The sequence below is a fragment of the Streptomyces sp. NRRL F-2580 genome (genome assembly GCF_000720115.1).
In the GTDB taxonomy this organism is placed as follows: domain Bacteria; phylum Actinomycetota; class Actinomycetes; order Streptomycetales; family Streptomycetaceae; genus Streptomyces.
Map to the genome: position 1 here is coordinate 184,517 of NZ_JOIR01000010.1, position 19,928 is coordinate 204,444.

The 19,928-nt window shown below is 66.9% G+C and carries 31 protein-coding genes; all 31 read left to right on the forward strand.

The features are described from left to right. Positions 1-44 precede the first annotated feature (44 nt). The 31 genes from IF88_RS0112625 (at position 45) to rpsM (ending at position 19,899) form a co-directional block, all read left to right on the forward strand. Positions 45-1,805 carry a hypothetical protein gene (locus tag IF88_RS0112625; RefSeq protein ID WP_158754362.1) on the forward strand — a complete coding sequence of 587 codons (1,761 nt, stop codon included), beginning with the start codon at positions 45-47 and terminating at the stop codon, positions 1,803-1,805. A 192-nt stretch (positions 1,806-1,997) separates the two neighbouring features. Beyond that, the gene (locus IF88_RS0112630; RefSeq protein ID WP_051836775.1) at positions 1,998-3,746 is read left to right on the forward strand and encodes a peptidoglycan recognition protein; all 1,749 of its coding nucleotides are present in this window, start codon (positions 1,998-2,000) and stop codon (positions 3,744-3,746) included. Beyond that, a complete protein-coding gene (locus tag IF88_RS47750; protein ID WP_078892862.1) occupies positions 3,746-4,300 on the forward strand; it encodes a hypothetical protein in 555 nt (184 codons plus the stop codon). Before IF88_RS0112630 ends, IF88_RS47750 begins: the two co-directional genes overlap by 1 nt. A 104-nt stretch (positions 4,301-4,404) precedes the next feature. Beyond that, positions 4,405-5,505, forward strand: a complete 1,101-nt coding sequence (locus tag IF88_RS0112640; protein WP_030710342.1) for a hypothetical protein — start codon at positions 4,405-4,407, stop codon at positions 5,503-5,505. A gap of 469 nt (positions 5,506-5,974) precedes the next feature. Then, on the forward strand, positions 5,975-6,283 hold the full coding sequence (rpsJ, locus tag IF88_RS0112645; RefSeq protein ID WP_003948644.1) for a 30S ribosomal protein S10: 309 nt from the start codon (positions 5,975-5,977) through the stop codon (positions 6,281-6,283). Positions 6,284-6,297: 14 nt separating this feature from the next. Beyond that, positions 6,298-6,942 (forward strand): 50S ribosomal protein L3, encoded by a 645-nt coding sequence (gene rplC / locus IF88_RS0112650; protein WP_007265899.1) that lies wholly within the window; start codon positions 6,298-6,300, stop codon positions 6,940-6,942. Positions 6,943-6,946: 4 nt separating this feature from the next. Further along, complete coding sequence (rplD, locus tag IF88_RS0112655; RefSeq protein WP_030710344.1) at positions 6,947-7,597, forward strand: 50S ribosomal protein L4; 651 nt, start codon at positions 6,947-6,949, stop codon at positions 7,595-7,597. Continuing rightward, positions 7,597-7,920, forward strand: a complete 324-nt coding sequence (gene rplW / locus IF88_RS0112660; protein WP_030154694.1) for a 50S ribosomal protein L23 — start codon at positions 7,597-7,599, stop codon at positions 7,918-7,920. The genes rplD and rplW overlap by 1 nt, the downstream gene beginning before the upstream one ends. 39 nt (positions 7,921-7,959) lie before the next feature. After that, a complete protein-coding gene (gene rplB / locus IF88_RS0112665) occupies positions 7,960-8,796 on the forward strand; it encodes a 50S ribosomal protein L2 (protein WP_008739715.1) in 837 nt (278 codons plus the stop codon). Positions 8,797-8,808: 12 nt separating this feature from the next. Continuing rightward, the gene (gene rpsS, locus IF88_RS0112670) at positions 8,809-9,090 is read left to right on the forward strand and encodes a 30S ribosomal protein S19 (RefSeq protein WP_008739713.1); all 282 of its coding nucleotides are present in this window, start codon (positions 8,809-8,811) and stop codon (positions 9,088-9,090) included. Between the two features lie 43 nt (positions 9,091-9,133). After that, entirely contained in the window at positions 9,134-9,481 is a 348-nt protein-coding gene (rplV, locus tag IF88_RS0112675) for a 50S ribosomal protein L22 (RefSeq protein ID WP_007265904.1), read from the forward strand. Then, a complete protein-coding gene (gene rpsC / locus IF88_RS0112680) occupies positions 9,481-10,323 on the forward strand; it encodes a 30S ribosomal protein S3 (protein ID WP_008739710.1) in 843 nt (280 codons plus the stop codon). The genes rplV and rpsC overlap by 1 nt, the downstream gene beginning before the upstream one ends. A gap of 5 nt (positions 10,324-10,328) precedes the next feature. Beyond that, on the forward strand, positions 10,329-10,748 hold the full coding sequence (gene rplP / locus IF88_RS0112685; RefSeq protein ID WP_008739704.1) for a 50S ribosomal protein L16: 420 nt from the start codon (positions 10,329-10,331) through the stop codon (positions 10,746-10,748). Continuing rightward, complete coding sequence (rpmC, locus tag IF88_RS0112690; protein WP_008739703.1) at positions 10,748-10,972, forward strand: 50S ribosomal protein L29; 225 nt, start codon at positions 10,748-10,750, stop codon at positions 10,970-10,972. Before rplP ends, rpmC begins: the two co-directional genes overlap by 1 nt. Continuing rightward, positions 10,972-11,253 (forward strand): 30S ribosomal protein S17, encoded by a 282-nt coding sequence (gene rpsQ, locus IF88_RS0112695; protein ID WP_030008467.1) that lies wholly within the window; start codon positions 10,972-10,974, stop codon positions 11,251-11,253. The genes rpmC and rpsQ overlap by 1 nt, the downstream gene beginning before the upstream one ends. A gap of 137 nt (positions 11,254-11,390) precedes the next feature. Beyond that, a complete protein-coding gene (rplN, locus tag IF88_RS0112700; protein WP_008739701.1) occupies positions 11,391-11,759 on the forward strand; it encodes a 50S ribosomal protein L14 in 369 nt (122 codons plus the stop codon). A gap of 2 nt (positions 11,760-11,761) precedes the next feature. Next, positions 11,762-12,073, forward strand: coding sequence for a 50S ribosomal protein L24 (gene rplX / locus IF88_RS0112705; RefSeq protein WP_030008468.1), 312 nt, complete (start codon positions 11,762-11,764; stop codon positions 12,071-12,073). Next, positions 12,073-12,624: a 50S ribosomal protein L5 gene (gene rplE, locus IF88_RS0112710; protein ID WP_030388859.1), complete on the forward strand. Its 552-nt coding sequence runs from the start codon at positions 12,073-12,075 to the stop codon at positions 12,622-12,624. Before rplX ends, rplE begins: the two co-directional genes overlap by 1 nt. A gap of 5 nt (positions 12,625-12,629) precedes the next feature. Next, positions 12,630-12,815, forward strand: a complete 186-nt coding sequence (locus tag IF88_RS0112715) for a type Z 30S ribosomal protein S14 (RefSeq protein ID WP_003956452.1) — start codon at positions 12,630-12,632, stop codon at positions 12,813-12,815. A 223-nt stretch (positions 12,816-13,038) separates the two neighbouring features. Next, positions 13,039-13,437 (forward strand): 30S ribosomal protein S8, encoded by a 399-nt coding sequence (gene rpsH, locus IF88_RS0112720; RefSeq protein WP_007265911.1) that lies wholly within the window; start codon positions 13,039-13,041, stop codon positions 13,435-13,437. Between the two features lie 20 nt (positions 13,438-13,457). After that, positions 13,458-13,997: a 50S ribosomal protein L6 gene (gene rplF / locus IF88_RS0112725; RefSeq protein WP_030710347.1), complete on the forward strand. Its 540-nt coding sequence runs from the start codon at positions 13,458-13,460 to the stop codon at positions 13,995-13,997. A 2-nt stretch (positions 13,998-13,999) separates the two neighbouring features. After that, on the forward strand, positions 14,000-14,383 hold the full coding sequence (gene rplR, locus IF88_RS0112730) for a 50S ribosomal protein L18 (protein ID WP_030026334.1): 384 nt from the start codon (positions 14,000-14,002) through the stop codon (positions 14,381-14,383). A 45-nt stretch (positions 14,384-14,428) separates the two neighbouring features. After that, entirely contained in the window at positions 14,429-15,034 is a 606-nt protein-coding gene (rpsE, locus tag IF88_RS0112735; RefSeq protein WP_030298218.1) for a 30S ribosomal protein S5, read from the forward strand. Then, complete coding sequence (rpmD, locus tag IF88_RS0112740; protein WP_005313525.1) at positions 15,034-15,216, forward strand: 50S ribosomal protein L30; 183 nt, start codon at positions 15,034-15,036, stop codon at positions 15,214-15,216. Before rpsE ends, rpmD begins: the two co-directional genes overlap by 1 nt. Position 15,217: 1 nt before the next feature. Next, complete coding sequence (gene rplO, locus IF88_RS0112745; RefSeq protein WP_008739693.1) at positions 15,218-15,673, forward strand: 50S ribosomal protein L15; 456 nt, start codon at positions 15,218-15,220, stop codon at positions 15,671-15,673. A 187-nt stretch (positions 15,674-15,860) separates the two neighbouring features. Then, positions 15,861-17,174, forward strand: a complete 1,314-nt coding sequence (gene secY, locus IF88_RS0112750; RefSeq protein ID WP_030710351.1) for a preprotein translocase subunit SecY — start codon at positions 15,861-15,863, stop codon at positions 17,172-17,174. Next, a complete protein-coding gene (locus tag IF88_RS0112755) occupies positions 17,174-17,821 on the forward strand; it encodes an adenylate kinase (protein WP_030710353.1) in 648 nt (215 codons plus the stop codon). Before secY ends, IF88_RS0112755 begins: the two co-directional genes overlap by 1 nt. A 92-nt stretch (positions 17,822-17,913) precedes the next feature. After that, positions 17,914-18,765 carry a type I methionyl aminopeptidase gene (gene map / locus IF88_RS0112760; protein WP_030710355.1) on the forward strand — a complete coding sequence of 284 codons (852 nt, stop codon included), beginning with the start codon at positions 17,914-17,916 and terminating at the stop codon, positions 18,763-18,765. Positions 18,766-18,907: 142 nt separating this feature from the next. Continuing rightward, positions 18,908-19,129 (forward strand): translation initiation factor IF-1, encoded by a 222-nt coding sequence (infA, locus tag IF88_RS0112765; RefSeq protein WP_003956442.1) that lies wholly within the window; start codon positions 18,908-18,910, stop codon positions 19,127-19,129. 74 nt (positions 19,130-19,203) lie between these two features. After that, positions 19,204-19,317, forward strand: coding sequence for a 50S ribosomal protein L36 (gene rpmJ / locus IF88_RS0112770; protein ID WP_003956441.1), 114 nt, complete (start codon positions 19,204-19,206; stop codon positions 19,315-19,317). 201 nt (positions 19,318-19,518) lie between these two features. Further along, positions 19,519-19,899: a 30S ribosomal protein S13 gene (gene rpsM, locus IF88_RS0112775; RefSeq protein ID WP_030710357.1), complete on the forward strand. Its 381-nt coding sequence runs from the start codon at positions 19,519-19,521 to the stop codon at positions 19,897-19,899. The last annotated feature ends 29 nt before the right edge of the window (positions 19,900-19,928 follow it).

The following is a 19,928-nucleotide window of genomic DNA, read 5'->3' on the forward strand; positions in this document are numbered from 1 at the left end:
CTCCGGCGCAGCGGCCTGCCGAACCGGCCCAAGGCACGAGCCACTTGTCCCCTTCGCGGAGCGAGGCGTGGCTGTCCCGGCGGTGGGTGCAGGCCCTGGCCGAGGTCGTCGTCAGTCTGGTGGCGGCCCTCGGGTTCACGCTGCTGAGCACGCACATCAGCGTGAACCCGCTCGTGCGTGTCGGTCAGGTCAGCGGTCTGGCCAAGCTCCAGGTGTACGCGGCCGTCCTCGGTCTGCCGCTGCTCGCGGTCCTGCTCTACACCGCTTACCGCGGCGGCCTCCACCGCCACCAGCTGGTCAAGCGCCTGGTGTGCGCCGCCCTCGCCGGCCTCGCCACCGGCGTGGTGGCGGGCGGCGTGGTCGTCGCCCTGCGCGGTACGCTCTGGGGCCTCGGCGGCCAGGAGGGCGACCCGAGCGCCCTGATCGCCATGGCCAACTCCTTCCTGCACGGCGAGGGCCCCTCGGGCATCTACCCGCCGCTCTTCCCCGGCCTGATGGCCGTCTGGGCGAAGATCCGCTACGGCGGCATCGGCGGCGCCGGGTTCGCCCTCAAGGACTTCCAGATCTTCTTCACCGCGATCGCGGGCCCGATGACGTACCTGGCCTGGCGGCTGCTGCTCCGGCCGTTCTGGGCGCTGCTGATCGCCGTGCCCTCGGCCATCCTCTTCATGGACCCGATCCGCCCGTACAGCCACGCCAGCATGCTCGTCCTGCTGCCGCTGCTCGGCTACACGCTGCGCGAGATGCGCCGCGCCGGCGAGCAGCCGCTGCGCCGGGTGCTGCTCCGCGGCGCGCTCCTCGGCCTCGTCTTCGGCGTGGTGTTCCTCTGGTACTCCGGCTGGTACGTCTGGGCCGCGCCCGGCGTGTTCCTGCTGACGCTGTGCATCTTCCCGTGGCGCGCCGGCAAGGCCGTGGTCAAGCGGACCGCCGCGTTCGTCGGTGCCACCCTGCTGACGGCCGGCATCGTGGGCGCCCCGCTGATCTACCAGATGGCCCGGCTCGGTTCCCAGACCCCGGACCGCTACGCCTTCCTGGCCGTCTACGTCGACCCGGCGTACGTCCTGGGCTGGGTGTCCGACCGCTCCGGGAAGCTGGAGTACCAGACCTGGCCGGTGGCCGGCGAGATGGCGGGCCAGAGCGGCTTCGCCCTGCTGCTGCTGTTCGCCGTGGGCCTGGGAATCGGCCTGGCGCTGCGCAACATCATGGTCCTGACCGCCGCGGCCACGCTGGCCGGCGCCTGGCTGGCCCGCTTCTGGTTCGCCTCGCACATGGCGCACGACAAGGCCGTGCAGCTCTTCCCGCGCACCACCTGGATCATCATGTACTGCCTGATGATCCTGGCCGTCCTCGGCATGATGGCCGTGGTGAACCGGAGCTCCGGCTGGGCCGAGCGCACCCTGCGGCCGAGCGGCGCGGCCCCGGCCGCCCGCGTCGTGCCCCGGCGGGTCGTCGCGCAGCTCGCGGCCGGCATGGTGTGCGTGGTCGCGCTGTTCGCCACGATGGGCGCGTCCTGGTCGGTCAACCGGTACATGCCGCAGTCCGACAACATGACGATGGGCATCGACGCCTGGCGGGCCCACACCATCAAGAAGGCGGACGGCACCTGCCCGCGCTTCGCGCCGGACAAGAAGAAGTGCGCGGACATCGTCACGACCGACTGGAAGCAGAACGCCGACGACGGCGAGATCTGGTGCGGTGGCATCGGTCCGCTGAACTGGCAGGCCGTCTGCGGGCGCAAGGCGCCGGAGTCGGAGCTGAAGAAGGAAGAGCAGGAGCAGAAGGAGCGGGAGAAGGCGAAGAAGTAGCCTTCGTCCCAACCGAGGACCCCCGTCCCGCACTTCGTCGCGGACCGGGGGTCTTCGCGTATCCGTACCCGTGTTCGCCCGAGACCGACCCCCCTGATCGGGCCGGCGCCGGCGGCCAGTAGCATCCGGCCGGGCAGCCATTACTTCTGCATTACCACAGGGGCGGGGACGGACAACTTGAAACTAGGTCGTGTGCGCGGGACGGCTCTTGCCGCCGCGCTCGGTGTCGTGACGGTGCTCGGCATCCAGGGCGTCGCCAGCGGAACGGGTGCCTCCGACGGGGGCGAGGTGTCGCCCTACAGCACCCGCGCCCGCGAGAAGGGTCCGGTCGAGGGCGAGCTGCACCGGCTCGCGCTGAAGCCCAAGGGCAGGGGCGAGGCCGTCCTCTCCCAGCAGGGCACCGAGCCCTTCGGGCTCCTCGGCGTCTCCTGGAGCGACCCCGAGGCCGAGGTCAAGGGCAAGATCGAGGCCCGCACCCGGGACGCCGACACCGGCAAGTGGTCGAAGTGGGTCGTGCTGGAGCAGGCCGAGTCCGGCCTCGACGGCAAGCGCCCCGGGCTGCGCGGAGCCACCGAGCCGGTCTGGGTCGGCCCGTCCGACGGAGCCGAGGTACGGGTGGCCGGCGGCGCCGAGCTGCCCGCCGGCATGGAACTGAACCTGGTGGACCCGGGGGCCGGCGGCGCGAAGGCCAAGAAGAAGGGCAACCTGGGCCTCGGTCCGGCCGCCTTCGCCCTTCCCGCCGAGGACCCCACGCCGATCCCGCAGACCCCGCCGACCACGCCGGGACCGGAGTCGACCGCCCCGCGGCCGGACGTGGTCTCGCGCGTGCAGTGGGGCGCGGACGAGTCCCTGAACAACGAGGGCCCGATCTACCTCGCCGGAGCGAAGATCAAGGCGGTCTTCGTCCACCACACCGCCGCCACCGCGCCGTACGAGTGCTCCGAGTCCGCAGCCATCGTCCGGAGCATCCACAAGTACCACGTGGAGATCGAGAAGTGGCGCGACCTCGGCTACAACTTCCTCGTCGACAAGTGCGGCACGGTCTTCGAAGGCCGTCAGGGCGGTGTGGACCAGCCCGTCCAGGGCGCGCACACCTTCGGCTGGAACTCCGAGTCGACGAGCGTCTCGATCCTCGGTGACTACACGAACGCGGGGGCCTCGCCCGCCGCGCTCGAAGCCGTCTCCAAGGTCGCCGCGTACAAGCTCGGCCAGTACGACGGCGACATCAACGGCACGACGACGCTGACCGCCGGCGCCACCCAGAAGAACTTCTTCGGCAAGAGCTACACCGAGAAGCAGAGTTACGAGTTCAAGTCGCTCTCGGGCCACCGGGACGGCTTCAACACCCAGTGCCCGGGCAACTCCCTCTACCCGCAGTTGGAGGCGCTCCGCCAGACGGGCCCCGCGGCCCAGCTGAAGATCGCCTCGGTGAACGGGGCGCCGGCCGTGCCGGGCGCCACCTACCCCGGCGGCGCGGCCCTGACGGTCGACTGGACCACCAGCACTGCCAGTGGCGCGCTGAACAAGTTCGAGCTGCTGGTGGACGGTGAGGCCACCGCCGTCACCGACGGCACCGCCCGCAAGGCGACCGCCGTCGTGACCCACGGCAAGCACGAGGTCCGCGTCCGCGCGACCGCCGCGAACGGCAAGGTCTCCACGAGCCTCGCGGTCACCGTCGAAGCGGACGTCAAGGGCACCAAGTTCGTCCCCGTCGCGCCGAAGCGGCTGATGGACACCCGTACCGGCCTGGGCGTTCGCTCCGGCCCCGTGGGTACCGCCGGCGTGGTCACCCTGCCGGTGGCCGCCGCCACCGGTGGCACGCCCACCGCGGTGGTGCTGAACGTGACGGCGACCAACCCGACGCAGCCGAGCTTCGTGTCGGTGTACCCGAGCGGTACGACCCGCTCCAGTGCCTCGAACCTGAACTTCCGAAGCGGCTGATGGACACCCGTACGGGCCTCGGCGTTCCGGCCGGCTCGGTCGGTACCGCCGGTGTGGTCACCCTGCCCGTGGCGGGCGTCGACGGCATCCCGGCCACCGGCGTCAAGGCCGTGGTGCTGAACGTGACGGCGACCAACCCGACGCAGCCGAGCTTCGTGTCGGTGTACCCGAGCGGTACGACCCGCTCCAGTGCCTCGAACCTGAACTTCGGCCCGAAGCGGCTGATGGACACCCGCACGGGCCTCGGCGTCCGGCAGGGCCGGGTCACCGGGGGCGGTGTGGTCACGCTGCCCGTGGCGGGCGTCGGCGGCATCCCGGCCACCGGGATCAAGGCCGTGGTGCTGAACGTGACGGCGACCAACCCGACCGAGGCCAGCTACGTGTCGGTCTTCCCGAGCGGCACGACCCGCTCCAGCGCCTCCAACCTGAACTTCACCGCCGGTCTCACGATCCCCAACCTGGTGGTCGTCCCGGTGGTGGACGGCAAGGTCAGCTTCTACAACAACACCGGTTCCGTGGATCTCATCGCGGACATCACGGGGTACTTCAGCTAGGGGCGTGAACGCGTCTTTTCGCAGGTGAGGGGCTCCACACCGCAAGGTGCGGGGCCCCTCGCGCATGTCAGGTCAGGGAACGGAAACAGGGGGACACAGGGGACATGGGGACGAACGAGGGCGACAGGGCGGGCATCTCCGACGAGGAGCTGGCCCGGTTCATGGAGCAGGCCGCCCGGGGCGCGGGCAACGCACCGACCGAGCCCTCCGCACGGGCGCGGATGGTGACCGAACGGCTGCGGGCCACGCAGGGGCAGGAGCCGCCGGGCTGGCGGACCGGGCCCGGACGGCGCGAGCGCCGGCGTCCCGGGCGGCTGGGGGCCGCTCTGGCCGTCCTCGGCGTCGCCGCGCTCGCGCTGATCGCCGTACGGCCCGAGCTGGTGATCGACCGGCTCACCGGCAGGACCGAGGCCCGCCAGGAGGCCTCGAACGCCGCTCCGCTGCCCGGGGAGTCCGGCCGTCCGACCGCGCCACCGCCGTCGACGGCGCCCGACCAGCCGACTCTGCAGGAACCTTTCCGCGGCTCCCCGGCCCTCCAGTGGGCCGACGGGGCCGCCGGCATCGAGCTCCCCGCGGCCACGGCCGTCGGCGGGATGTCCCAGCAGCAGGTCGCGGACGCGCTGGAAAAGGCCAGGCAGTTCCTGATCGCGACCAACCTCGACCCGGCGACCCTGCGCGGGGAGCGGCCGGCCGCCGCCCTGGCGATCCTGGACCCCAAGCAGCCGGAGGTCCCGCAGCGGCTGGAGCAGTCCCTGACCAAGCCCACCGCGGAGAACACCCCGGTGATGCTCTTCACCCGCTTCGACCAGACGAAGGTCAAGCCGGTCGGTGACGTCGTCAAGGTGCGCGGCAGCATGCGCGCGGAGGCGGGGGAGCCCGGGGAACTGCTCGTGGTGACGGACTACACCTTCGTCCACCCCATGACGAACGGGGGCACGGGCGTGCAGCGCACCATCGTGCGCCGGCAGGTCACCCTGAGCCTGCTCGACCCGGCGCGCTGGGAGGCCACCCGGGGCCGGCTCCAGCTGCGCAAGTACGTCTCGGAGTGGTCGAACGTCGCATGCGAGACGGCCGACGGCTTCCTGCACCCTGACTTCCCGCGGGAGGCTCCGGCCGGGCCGGCGCCCACCGGTCCCGCCGTGGATCCGTACGACCGCAGCAGGGACATCGAGGGCGAAGGGTGCGGGACGGTCACGCGCTCCTGACCGGGGGAGGAGCCCCGCCGGGCGATGCGCGTGGTGCAGTTTGACCACTCAGCGTGGCGGGGTATTCTCTTCGGCCCGATTGGCCAGGTACGTGCCTCGTATGGCAGACTACTCAAGTTGCTCGGCTGAGTGCCGATGCTGCGCGCCTCCCGCCGGGAGGACCGGAAGCGAGTCCCACAGTACTCGTCGTTCTTAATCTGCCTCTCGGGGCAGCAATGGGGACGGACGTACGGGAATCTTCTGGGAAGCGTCAGCACGGTGCCCACCAGGCACTCGGTGGGTGTTTCTCCCCCGAAGCGCGGTCACAGGGACCGCACCCCCTTGGACGAGGGAATTTCCGTATGGAAATTTTCTGTAGAGGGAGTGCGACACGCCCGACCGCGTGGGTCGGAGGGAAGCGGCGGGATCCGTCCCGCAGCCGACCGAGAGCCAGAGCGTTTCCACATACAGACAGGACTACGGAGTAGCCATGGCGGGACAGAAGATCCGCATCCGGCTCAAGGCCTACGACCACGAGGTCATCGATTCCTCGGCGAAGAAGATCGTCGAGACGGTGACGCGCACTGGTGCGTCGGTCGCGGGCCCGGTGCCGCTGCCCACTGAGAAGAACGTGTACTGCGTCATCAAGTCGCCGCACAAGTACAAGGACTCGCGCGAGCACTTCGAGATGCGCACGCACAAGCGCCTGATCGACATCCTCGACCCGACCCCCAAGACCGTTGACTCGCTGATGCGCCTGGACCTTCCGGCCGGCGTTGACATCGAGATCAAGCTCTGAGAGGCGTCGAGAAGATGGCAAAGCAGATCAAGGGCGTCCTGGGCGAGAAGCTCGGCATGACCCAGGTCTGGGACGAGAACAACCGTGTCGTCCCGGTGACCGTGGTCAAGGCCGGACCCTGCGTCGTTACCCAGGTCCGTACGAACGACATCGACGGCTACGAGTCGGTCCAGATCGCCTTCGGCGAGATCGACCCGCGCAAGGTGAACAAGCCCCTCAAGGGCCACTTCGCCAAGGCCGACGTGACCCCCCGCCGCCACCTGGTGGAGCTCCGCACCTCCGACGCCAGCGAGTACACGCTCGGCCAGGAGATCACTGCTGAGGTGTTCGAGTCCGGCGTCAAGGTTGACGTCACGGGCAACAGCAAGGGCAAGGGCTTCGCCGGTGTCATGAAGCGGCACAACTTCCGGGGCCTCGGCGCCGGTCACGGTGTGCAGCGCAAGCACCGCTCCCCCGGTTCGATCGGTGGCTGCGCCACCCCTGGGCGTGTCTTCAAGGGCATGCGCATGGCTGGTCGTATGGGCAACGAGCGCGTCACCACCCAGAACCTGACCATCCACGCGGTTGACGCGGAGAAGGGTCTGCTCCTCATCAAGGGTGCGGTCCCCGGTCCGAACGGCGGCCTCGTCCTGGTCCGTACCGCGGCCAAGGGGGCTTGAGGTAATGAGCACCATTGACATCCTTTCGCCGGCAGGCGACAAGGCCGGTACCGTCGAGCTCCCCGCGGAGATCTTCGACGCGAAGACCAGCGTTCCGCTGATCCACCAGGTCGTTGTCGCTCAGCTGGCTGCTGCCCGTCAGGGCACGCACAAGACCAAGCGTCGTGGCGAAGTCCGTGGTGGTGGCCGCAAGCCGTACCGCCAGAAGGGCACCGGCCGCGCGCGCCAGGGTTCGACCCGTGCGCCGCAGTTCGTCGGCGGTGGCGTTGTCCACGGCCCGCAGCCGCGTGACTACTCCCAGCGGACCCCGAAGAAGATGAAGGCCGCCGCCCTCCGCGGTGCCCTCTCGGACCGTGCGCGTCACTCCCGCATCCACGTCGTCACCGGCGTGGTCGAGGGTTCCGCCTCCACGAAGGCCGCCAAGACGCTGTTCGGCAAGATCTCGGAGCGCAAGAACCTGCTCCTGGTCGTCGAGCGCGCCGACGAGGCCGCGTGGCTGTCCGCCCGCAACCTGCCCCAGGTTCACATCCTGGAGCCGGGCCAGCTGAACACGTACGACGTGATCGTCTCTGACGACGTGGTCTTCACTCAGGCCGCTTTCGAGTCCTTCGTGTCTGGCCCCAAGGCCGATGAGACCGAAGGGAGCGACGCCTGATGTCTGAGGCGACCGTTACCAGCAAGACCTTCACTGACCCGCGCGACCTGCTGATCAAGCCGGTTGTCTCGGAGAAGAGCTACGCGCTGCTGGACGAGAACAAGTACACGTTCATCGTCGCGCCCGGCTCCAACAAGACCCAGATCAAGCAGGCCGTGGAAGCGGTCTTCGGGGTCAAGGTCACCGGGGTCAACACGATCAACCGTCAGGGTAAGCGCAAGCGCACCAAGACCGGTTTCGGCAAGCGTGCAGACACCAAGCGCGCCATCGTGACCCTCGCTGAGGGCGACCGAATCGACATCTTCGGCGGCCAGGCCTCCTAACGGAGGTCTAGTCGTCCGGAATCGGACGAGGACTGAGAAATGGGTATCCGCAAGTACAAGCCGACGACCCCGGGCCGTCGTGGCTCCAGCGTCGCCGACTTTGTCGAGATCACGCGGTCCACGCCGGAGAAGTCGCTGGTTCGCCCTCTGCACAGCAAGGGCGGCCGTAACAACACCGGCCGGATCACCGTTCGCCACCAGGGTGGTGGACACAAGCGCGCCTACCGCGTGATCGACTTCCGTCGTCACGACAAGGACGGCGTGCCGGCCAAGGTCGCGCACATCGAGTACGACCCCAACCGCACCGCGCGCATCGCGCTGCTGCACTACGCCGACGGCGAGAAGCGCTACATCATCGCGCCGAAGGCACTCAAGCAGGGTGACCGGATTGAGAACGGCCCGACGGCCGACATCAAGCCCGGCAACAACCTCGCGCTCCGCAACATCCCGGTCGGTACCACGATCCACGCGATCGAGCTCCGTCCCGGTGGCGGCGCGAAGTTCGCCCGCTCCGCTGGTGCCTCCGTGCAGCTGCTGGCGAAGGAGGGCACCATGGCCCACCTCCGCATGCCGTCCGGTGAGATCCGTCTCGTCGACGCGCGCTGCCGCGCCACGGTCGGCGAGGTCGGCAACGCCGAGCAGTCGAACATCAACTGGGGCAAGGCCGGCCGCATGCGCTGGAAGGGCGTTCGCCCGTCCGTCCGCGGTGTCGCGATGAACCCGGTTGACCACCCGCACGGTGGTGGTGAGGGCAAGACCAGTGGTGGCCGCCACCCGGTCTCCCCGTGGGGTCAGAAGGAGGGTCGTACTCGCTCGCCGAAGAAGGCTTCGAGCAAGTACATCGTCCGCCGCCGCAAGACGAACAAGAAGCGCTAGGAGCGGGTTTAGATGCCGCGCAGTCTCAAGAAGGGGCCCTTCGTCGACGACCACCTCGTAAAGAAGGTGGACGTCCAGAACGAAGCCGGCACCAAGAACGTCATCAAGACCTGGTCCCGTCGCTCGATGATCATCCCCAGCATGCTGGGTCACACCATCGCGGTGCACAACGGCAAGACCCACGTCCCGGTGTTCGTCACCGAGTCGATGGTCGGCCACAAGCTCGGCGAGTTCTCGCCGACTCGCACCTTCCGCGGCCACGTCAAGGACGACCGGAAGTCGAAGCGCCGCTAAAGGCGGGGTGGTTACGACTATGACTTACACCGAAGGGACAACCATGGAAGCCAGGGCCCAGGCGCGGTACATCCGCGTCACGCCCATGAAGGCCCGCCGAGTGGTGGACCTTATCCGTGGCATGGATGCCACGGAGGCTCAGGCGGTCCTGCGTTTCGCCCCGCAGGCCGCGAGCGTGCCGGTTGGCAAGGTGCTTGACAGCGCCATTGCCAACGCCGCACACAACTACAACCACCCGGACGCCTCCACGCTGGTCATCAGCGAGGCGTACGTGGACGAGGGCCCGACCCTGAAGCGGTTCCGTCCGCGTGCGCAGGGCCGTGCCTACCGGATCCGCAAGCGGACCAGCCACATCACCGTGGTCGTCAGCAGCAAGGAAGGTTCCCGGTAATGGGCCAGAAGGTAAACCCGCACGGGTTCCGGCTCGGCATCACCACCGACTTCAAGTCGCGTTGGTACGCCGACAAGCTGTACAAGGACTACGTCAAGGAAGACGTCGCCATCCGTCGGATGATGACGTCCGGCATGGAGCGCGCCGGCATCTCGAAGGTTGAGATCGAGCGCACCCGTGACCGCGTGCGTGTGGACATCCACACCGCTCGTCCGGGCATCGTCATCGGCCGCCGTGGCGCCGAGGCCGACCGCATCCGCGGTGACCTCGAGAAGCTCACGGGCAAGCAGGTCCAGCTGAACATCCTCGAGGTCAAGAACCCCGAGCTTGACGCTCAGCTGGTTGCCCAGGCCGTTGCCGAGCAGCTCTCCTCCCGCGTCTCCTTCCGTCGCGCCATGCGTAAGAGCATGCAGGGCACGATGAAGGCCGGCGCCAAGGGCATCAAGATCCAGTGTGGCGGTCGTCTCGGCGGCGCCGAGATGTCCCGCTCCGAGTTCTACCGCGAGGGTCGTGTGCCGCTGCACACGCTGCGCGCGAACGTGGACTACGGCTTCTTCGAGGCCAAGACCACCTTCGGCCGTATCGGTGTGAAGGTCTGGATCTACAAGGGCGACGTCAAGAACATCGCCGAGGTTCGCGCCGAGAACGCTGCGGCCCGTGCGGGTAACCGCCCGGCCCGTGGCGCGCAGGGCGCAGGCGACCGTCCCGCCGGCCGTGGTGGCCGTGGTGGCGAGCGCGGCGGCCGTGGTGGCCGCAAGCCGCAGCAGGCTGCTGGTGCCGAGGCCCCCAAGGCCGACGCTCCCGCCGCCGCTCCGGCCGAGAGCACCGGAACGGAGGCCTGACCGACATGCTGATCCCTCGTAGGGTCAAGCACCGCAAGCAGCACCACCCCAAGCGCAGTGGTATGGCGAAGGGCGGTACTGAGGTCACGTTCGGCGAGTACGGCATCCAGGCGCTGACCCCGGCGTACGTGACGAACCGCCAGATCGAGGCGGCTCGTATTGCGATGACCCGCCACATCAAGCGTGGCGGCAAGGTCTGGATCAACATCTACCCGGACCGCCCGCTGACGAAGAAGCCTGCCGAGACCCGCATGGGTTCCGGTAAGGGTTCTCCCGAGTGGTGGATCGCCAACGTGCACCCGGGTCGGGTCATGTTCGAGCTGTCCTACCCGAACGAGAAGATTGCTCGTGAGGCGCTCACCCGCGCTGCTCACAAGCTTCCGATGAAGTGCCGGATTGTTCGGCGCGAGGCAGGTGAGTCGTGATGGCGACGGGAACCAAGGCGTCCGAGCTGCGTGAGCTCGGCAACGAGGAGCTCGTTGGCAAGCTGCGCGAGGCCAAGGAGGAGCTGTTCAAGCTCCGCTTCCAGGCGGCCACGGGTCAGCTGGAGAACAACGGCCGGCTCAAGTCCGTCCGTAAGGACATCGCTCGCATCTACACCCTGATGCACGAGCGTGAGCTCGGTATCGAGACGGTGGAGAGCGCCTGATGAGCGAGAACAACGTGACTGAGAAGACCGAGCGCGGTTTCCGCAAGACCCGTGAGGGTCTGGTCGTCAGCGACAAGATGGACAAGACCGTCGTCGTCGCCGTCGAGGACCGCGTCAAGCACGCCCTGTACGGCAAGGTCATCCGCCGTACGAACAAGCTCAAGGCGCACGACGAGCAGAACGCTGCCGGCGTCGGCGACCGCGTCCTCATCATGGAGACGCGTCCGCTGTCGGCGAGCAAGCGCTGGCGCATCGTCGAGATCCTCGAGAAGGCCAAGTAAGGCAATTCGCGCAAGCGAATTCCCAATAGACACAGTCTGAGGGGTTTCCCTCAGATTCGTTCCGCCAGGCTCGGTGGGGGCCTCGCTCCTCGGAGTGAAGCCCCCGCCGGGAACCGGCAGACAAACAGGAGATACACGTGATCCAGCAGGAGTCGCGACTGCGTATCGCCGACAACACTGGTGCAAAGGAGATCCTTTGCATCCGTGTTCTCGGTGGTTCCGGTCGCCGCTACGCGGGCATCGGTGACGTCATCGTCGCCACCGTCAAGGACGCGATCCCCGGTGGCAACGTGAAGAAGGGTGACGTCGTCAAGGCGGTCATCGTTCGCACCGTGAAGGAGCGCCGCCGCCAGGACGGCTCGTACATCCGCTTTGACGAGAACGCCGCCGTCATTCTGAAGAACGACGGCGACCCTCGCGGCACCCGTATCTTCGGCCCGGTGGGCCGTGAGCTGCGCGAGAAGAAGTTCATGAAGATCATCTCGCTCGCGCCGGAGGTGCTGTAAGCATGAAGATCAAGAAGGGCGACCTGGTCCAGGTCATCACCGGTAAGGACAAGGGCAAGCAGGGCAAGGTCATCGTTGCCTTCCCCGCCGACAACCGTGTCCTCGTCGAGGGTGTCAACCGGGTCAAGAAGCACACCAAGGCTGCGCAGAACCAGGCCGGTGGCATTGTGATCACCGAGGCCCCGGTCCACGTCAGCAACGTTCAGCTGGTTGTGGAGAAGGACGGCAAGAAGGTCGTCACCCGCGTCGGCTACCGCTTCGACGACGAGGGCAACAAGATCCGCGTTGCCAAGCGGACGGGTGAGGACATCTGATGGCTACCACTCCGCGTCTCAAGACGAAGTACCGCGAGGACATCGCGGGCAAGCTGCGTGAGGAGTTCTCGTACGAGAACGTCATGCAGATCCCCGGCCTCGTGAAGATCGTGGTCAACATGGGTGTGGGCGACGCCGCCCGCGACTCCAAGCTGATCGACGGCGCCATCAAGGACCTGACGACGATCACCGGTCAGAAGCCGGCCGTCACGAAGGCCCGGAAGTCCATCGCGCAGTTCAAGCTGCGCGAGGGTCAGCCGATCGGCTGCCACGTCACCCTCCGTGGTGACCGCATGTGGGAGTTCCTGGACCGTACGCTGTCGCTCGCGCTGCCGCGTATCCGTGACTTCCGTGGTCTGTCGCCGAAGCAGTTCGACGGCCGTGGCAACTACACCTTCGGTCTCACGGAGCAGGTCATGTTCCACGAGATCGACCAGGACAAGATCGACCGTACCCGGGGTATGGACATCACCGTGGTCACCACGGCGACCAACGACGACGAGGGCCGTGCCCTCCTTCGTCACCTCGGCTTCCCCTTCAAGGAGGCGTAAGCGAGATGGCGAAGAAGGCTCTCATCGCGAAGGCTGCCCGCAAGCCCAAGTTCGGTGTGCGTGCGTACACCCGCTGCCAGCGCTGCGGTCGCCCCCACTCCGTGTACCGCAAGTTCGGCCTGTGCCGCGTCTGCCTTCGTGAGATGGCTCACCGTGGCGAGCTGCCGGGCGTGACCAAGAGCTCCTGGTAAATCACCCTCGTCCGCAAGGACTTGGGCGGTACCAGGCACTCTCGGTAAGCATCTGGACGGTGGGTGCCCGGCCGCGCATGCCTTAGGCTTGTGTGGTTGGGCGTCCGCCGCCCATAACGACTTACTACGCCGTAGGTCCCCGCACCGCACCCGTCCCGCCACTGAGTGGGGAGAGGGATGGCGCATACAGGAAACCCCGGCGAGAGAGGCCGAAGGCCACTTCATGACCATGACTGACCCGATCGCAGACATGCTCACGCGTCTGCGTAACGCTAACTCGGCGTACCACGACACCGTCGTGATGCCGCACAGCAAGATCAAGTCGCACATCGCAGAGATCCTCAAGCAGGAGGGTTTCATCACCGGCTGGAAGGTCGAGGACGCCGAGGTCGGCAAGAACCTCGTCCTCGAGCTGAAGTTCGGGCCGAACCGCGAGCGCTCCATTGCGGGCATCAAGCGGATCTCGAAGCCCGGTCTGCGCGTGTACGCGAAGTCCACCAACCTGCCGAAGGTCCTCGGCGGCCTGGGCGTGGCGATCATCTCCACGTCCCACGGTCTCCTGACCGGTCAGCAGGCAGGCAAGAAGGGCGTAGGTGGGGAAGTCCTCGCCTACGTCTGGTAGTCGGGAACGGAGGAAAAGCAATGTCGCGAATCGGCAAGCTCCCCATCCAGGTTCCCGCCGGTGTGGACGTCACCATCGATGGCCAGACGGTCGCTGTGAAGGGCCCCAAGGGTTCCCTCGCGCACACCGTTAAGGCGCCCATCGCAGTCGTCAAGGACGAGGACGGCGTTCTGAACGTCACCCGCCCGAACGACGAGCGTCAGAACAAGGCCCTGCACGGCCTGTCCCGCACGCTGGTGGCGAACATGATCACCGGTGTGACCACGGGGTACGTCAAGGCTCTCGAGATCAGCGGTGTCGGTTACCGTGTCCTGGCGAAGGGCTCCGACCTGGAGTTCCAGCTGGGTTACAGCCACCCGATCCTGGTGGAGGCGCCCGAGGGCATCTCCTTCAAGGTCGAGTCGCCGACCAAGTTCACGGTCGAGGGCATCGACAAGCAGAAGGTCGGCGAGGTCGCCGCCAACATCCGCAAGCTGCGGAAGCCCGACCCGTACAAGGCCAAGGGTGTCAAGTACGCCGGCGAAGTCATCCGCCGCAAGGTCGGAAAGGCTGGTAAGTAGCCATGGCATACGGTGTGAAGATCGCCAAGGGCGACGCGTACAAGCGCGCTGCCAAGGCTCGCCGCCACATCCGCATCCGCAAGAACGTCTCGGGTACGGCGGAGCGTCCGCGCCTCGTCGTGACGCGTTCCAACCGCAACATCGTTGCTCAGGTCATCGACGACCTCCAGGGTCACACCCTGGCGTCCGCGTCGACCCTGGACGCTTCGATCCGCGGTGGCGAAGGCGACAAGAGCGCCCAGGCCCAGGCTGTCGGCGCGCTCGTCGCCGAGCGTGCCAAGGCTGCGGGTGTCGAGACCGTCGTGTTCGACCGCGGTGGCAACCGATACGCCGGGCGCATTGCCGCTCTGGCTGACGCCGCCCGCGAAGCCGGGCTGAAGTTCTAAGCCCCGGTTCCGGGACTCACGGACGTAACAGAGAGAGGTAATCCAATGGCTGGACCCCAGCGCCGCGGAAGCGGTGCCGGTGGCGGCGAGCGGCGGGACCGGAAGGGTCGCGACGGTGGCCCTGCCGCCGAGAAGACCGCTTACGTTGAGCGCGTTGTCGCGATCAACCGCGTCGCCAAGGTTGTCAAGGGTGGTCGCCGCTTCAGCTTCACCGCGCTGGTCGTGGTGGGCGACGGTGACGGCACTGTAGGTGTCGGTTACGGCAAGGCCAAGGAAGTTCCCGCGGCCATCGCCAAGGGTGTCGAGGAAGCGAAGAAGAACTTCTTCAAGGTTCCGCGCATCCAGGGCACCATCCCTCACCCGATCACGGGCGAGCGTGCCGCGGGCGTCGTGCTGCTGAAGCCGGCTTCCCCCGGTACCGGTGTTATCGCCGGTGGCCCGGTGCGCGCCGTTCTGGAGTGCGCCGGCGTTCACGACATCCTGTCGAAGTCGCTCGGCTCGTCGAACGCGATCAACATCGTGCACGCGACCGTGGCAGCGCTCAAGGGCCTGCAGCGTCCCGAGGAGATCGCGGCTCGCCGTGGTCTGCCCCTCGAGGACGTCGCCCCCGCGGCTCTGCTGCGTGCACGTGCCGGGGCGGGTGCTGCGTAATGGCTCGCCTCAAGATCACGCAGACGAAGTCGTACATCGGCAGCAAGCAGAACCACCGTGACACTCTGCGTTCGCTCGGGCTCAAGCGCCTGAACGACGTGGTCGTCAAGGAGGACCGCCCCGAGTTCCGCGGAATGGTTCACACCGTCCGCCACCTCGTGACGGTTGAGGAGGTTGACTAACATGGCTGAGAACAGCCCGCTGAAGGCCCACAACCTCCGTCCCGCCCCCGGCGCCAAGACCGCGAAGACCCGTGTCGGTCGTGGTGAGGCGTCGAAGGGTAAGACGGCCGGTCGTGGTACGAAGGGCCAGAAGGCCCGCTACCAGATCCCGCAGCGCTTCGAGGGTGGGCAGATGCCCCTCCACATGCGCCTGCCGAAGCTCAAGGGCTTCAAGAACCCGTTCCGCACCGAGTTCCAGGTCGTCAACCTGGACAAGCTCGGCGCTCTCTACCCCGAGGGTGGAGAAGTCACGGTGGCCGACCTGGTCGCCAAGGGCGCGGTTCGCAAGAACAGCCTCGTCAAGGTCCTGGGCCAGGGCGAGCTCTCCGTGGCGCTGCAGGTTTCGGTTGACGCCGTCTCCGCCTCCGCCAAGGAGAAGATCGCCGCTGCCGGTGGCACCGTCACCGAGCTCGTCTAAGACGATTTCAGTGGCTGAATAGCTCAAAACCCAACCGGGGGTGCCTCACATATGGGGCATCCCCGGTTGGTCGTTCCACGGGAGGCACACTCGCCGGTAAGGTGGCGTGCACCATTGCTTTGTCGTATACGTCGATCCCTCAGACCGTCACCTCTGACGCAGTAGCGCGGGGGTCGCAGGAGGCACCGTGCTCACCGCGTTCGCCCGGGCGTTCAAGACGCCCGACCTGCGCAAGAAGCTGCTCTTCACGCTCGGCATCATCGTGCTGTTCCGGCTCGGGTCCCACATCCCGGTACCCGGCGTGAGCTACAAGAACGTTCAGATCTGTGTCGACCAGGCGGGCAGCAGCAACGGGCTGTTCGGTCTGGTCAACATGTTCAGCGGCGGTGCGCTGCTGCAGATCACGATCTTCGCGCTCGGCATCATGCCCTACATCACGGCGAGCATCATTCTGCAGCTGCTGACCGTGGTCATCCCGAAGCTGGAGACCCTCAAGAAAGAGGGCCAGTCCGGCACGGCGAAGATCACTCAGTACACGCGCTATCTGACGGTCGCGCTGGCGATCCTGCAGGGCACGGGCCTCGTCGCCACTGCCCGCACGGGTGCCCTGTTCCAGGGCTGCTCCGCCGCCCGCGACATCGTCCCCGACCGGTCGATTTTCGCCACCGTCGTCATGGTGGTCACCATGACCGCCGGTACCTGCGTCGTGATGTGGCTCGGTGAGCTCATCACCGACCGCGGCATCGGCAACGGCATGTCGATCCTCATGTTCATCTCGATCGCCGCCGGCTTCATCGGCGCCATGTGGCAGATCAAGCTCCAGGGCAAGATCGCCGACGGCTGGGTCGAGTTCGGCGTCGTCATCCTGGTCGGCCTGGCGATGGTGTGTCTGGTGGTCTTCGTCGAGCAGGCGCAGCGCCGGATCCCGGTCCAGTACGCGAAGCGCATGATCGGCCGCCGTGCCTACGGCGGTACCTCGACCTACATCCCGCTCAAGGTGAACCAGGCGGGCATCATCCCCGTCATCTTCGCCTCGTCGCTGCTCTACATCCCGGCACTGATCGTCCAGTTCAGCGGCTCGACCGCGGGCTGGGCCACCTGGATCCAGAAGCACTTCGTCAAGGGCGACCACCCGTACTACATCGCGACCTACTTCCTCCTGATCGTCTTCTTCGCGTTCTTCTACGTGGCGATCTCGTTCAACCCCGAGGAAGTTGCAGACAACATGAAGAAGTATGGTGGGTTCATCCCCGGTATTCGTGCCGGTCGACCCACCGCCGAGTACCTGAGCTACGTGCTCAACCGGATCACCTGGCCGGGGTCGCTGTACCTGGGTCTCATCGCTCTTGTGCCGACGATGGCGTTGGCCGGCTTCGGAGCGAACCAGAACTTCCCGTTCGGCGGGACGAGCATCCTGATCATCGTGGGTGTGGGTCTGGAAACCGTGAAGCAGATCGAGAGCCAGCTCCAGCAGCGTAATTACGAAGGGTTCCTCCGCTGATGCGAATCGTCCTCGTCGGACCGCCCGGTGCGGGCAAGGGAACGCAGGCCGCGTTCCTTGCCAAGAACCTGTCGATCCCGCACATCTCCACGGGCGACCTGTTCCGGGCCAACATCAGCCAGGGCACCGAGCTGGGCAAGAGCGCCAAGTCCTACATGGACGCAGGGGAGCTTGTCCCGGACTCGGTCACCATCGGCATGGCCAAGGACCGGATGGAGCAGCCCGACGCCGCGAACGGCTTCCTGCTCGACGGCTTCCCTCGCAACCTCTCGCAGGCCGAGGCGCTCGACGAGATCCTCAAGAACGCCGACCTGCGACTGGACGCCGTCCTCGACCTGGAGGTCGAGGAGGACGAGGTCGTCAAGCGGATCGCCGGCCGCCGGACCTGCCGCAAGGACTCCGCGCACGTCTTCCACGTCACGTACGCGCCGCCGAAGACCGAGGGTGTCTGCGACACCTGCGGCGGCGAGCTGTACCAGCGCGGAGACGACTCCGAGGCCACGGTCCGCAACCGGCTCGCGGTCTACCACGCGGAGACCGAGCCGATCATCGACTACTACAAGGCCCAGGGCCTCGTGTCGACGATTCCGGCTCTCGGCGAGGTCGCGGAGATCACGCGGCGCGCGATGGACGCCCTCCCGAAGTAGTACCCCCGTAGGGCAAGAACGGCCGCGGTGTCCCCAGGGCATCGCGGCCGTACTGTTGAGAAGACTCGTACCGAGGCTGGAAGGCGTTTTTCATGGTCCAGATCAAGACCCCCGAGCAGATCGCGAAGATGCGCGAGGCGGGGCTGGTCGTCGCCGCGATCCACGCGGCGACCCGTGAGGCGGCCGTTCCGGGCGCCACGACGCATGATCTGGACATGGTGGCCCGCAAGGTGATCGCGGACGCCGGCGCCAAGTCGAACTTCCTCGGCTACGGCGGCTTCCCCGCGACGATCTGCACCTCGGTGAACGAGGTCGTCGTCCACGGCATCCCGGACGACAAGACGGTCCTCAAGGACGGCGACATCATCTCGATCGACGCCGGCGCCATCGTCGACGGCTGGCACGGCGACGCCGCGTACACCGCCTTCGTGGGGACTGGGCACGCCCCTGAGCTCGTGGAGCTCTCCCGGGTGACCGAGGAGTCCATGTGGGCCGGCATCGCCGCCATGAAGCTCGGCAACCGCCTTGTGGACATCTCCAAGGCGATCGAGACGTACATCAAGCGCCAGCCGCGTCCCGCCACCGGTGACCACAGCCTCGGCAAGTTCGGGATCATCGAGGACTACGGCGGCCACGGCATCGGGTCCGAGATGCACATGGACCCCCACCTGCTGAACTACGTCTCGCGCAAGCGGGGCAAGGGGATCAAGCTGGTCCCGGGCATCTGCCTGGCGATCGAGCCGATGGTCTCCCTGGGCACCGCCCAGACGGAGGTACTGGCGGACGACTGGACGGTCATCACGACCGACGGCACCTGGTCCTCGCACTGGGAGCACTCCATCGCCCTGACGGAGGCCGGTCCGATCGTTCTGACCAGCCCGGACTGCGGCAAGGCGAAGCTGGCGGAGTACGGAGTCACCACGGCTCCGGACCCTCTGGCGTAATGATCTACACTCTGGGGCACACTTTCCGGATTCGTCTTTCTGGGAGCCCTGACGTAGACTGACTCGTCGGCTCTCGTGCACATCCATGCCTGCAAGCGTGGCGCACCGAGCCGATCAAGGTAGCCGATTCGAAGGGCGAAGCGTGGCCAAGAAGCAAGGTGCCATCGAAATCGAGGGCACCGTGATCGAGTCCCTCCCGAACGCGATGTTCAAGGTGGAACTGCAGAACGGTCACAAGGTCCTCGCGCACATCAGCGGCAAGATGCGCATGCACTACATCCGCATCCTCCCGGATGACCGGGTCGTCGTGGAGCTGTCTCCGTACGACCTGACGCGTGGCCGGATCGTCTACCGATACAAGTAGATCTTGTCCTCACTCCTGCCTGGGCGTCTTGTCCCGGTGCGGGTGGTGGCACTGACCCGGAGAACCTCACCAACATGAAGGTCAAGCCGAGCGTCAAGAAGATCTGCGACAAGTGCAAGGTGATCCGCCGTCACGGCCGGGTCATGGTCATCTGCGACAACCTGCGCCACAAGCAGCGCCAGGGCTGACGCACGCCGACCGACCTGCCTTAACGCAGTTCTTCGCGCGACGTAAGAAAACGTACATACGCAGAATCCGCCCAGCCCTGCAAGGGGCCGGCGGCACCTCCGGCGGGGGCCGGGGACCCGGACGTACCACCACCCATTCAGGTGTGGTCGGCGGTCGGGACTGATTCTGCGGAAGACCCCCGAACACACAGGAGCCATTGAATGGCACGCGTTTCCGGTGTTGACATCCCGCGCGAAAAGCGTGTGGAGATCGCACTCACCTACGTCTTCGGTATCGGGCGCACCCGGTCCAAGGAGATCCTCGCCTCCACCGGCGTGAACCCGAACACCCGCGTTCGTGACCTGGCCGAAGAGGACCTGGTCAAGATCCGCGAGTACGTGGACGCCAACCTCCGTACCGAGGGTGACCTCCGCCGCGAGATCCAGGCCGACATCCGTCGCAAGGTCGAGATCCAGTGCTACCAGGGCATCCGCCACCGTCGCGGCCTCCCGGTGCACGGTCAGCGCACCAGCACGAACGCGCGTACCCGCAAGGGCCCGCGTCGCGCGATCGCCGGTAAGAAGAAGCCGGGCAAGAAGTAGTCCTGTTCAGCGGTCTTGCGCTGTAGGAC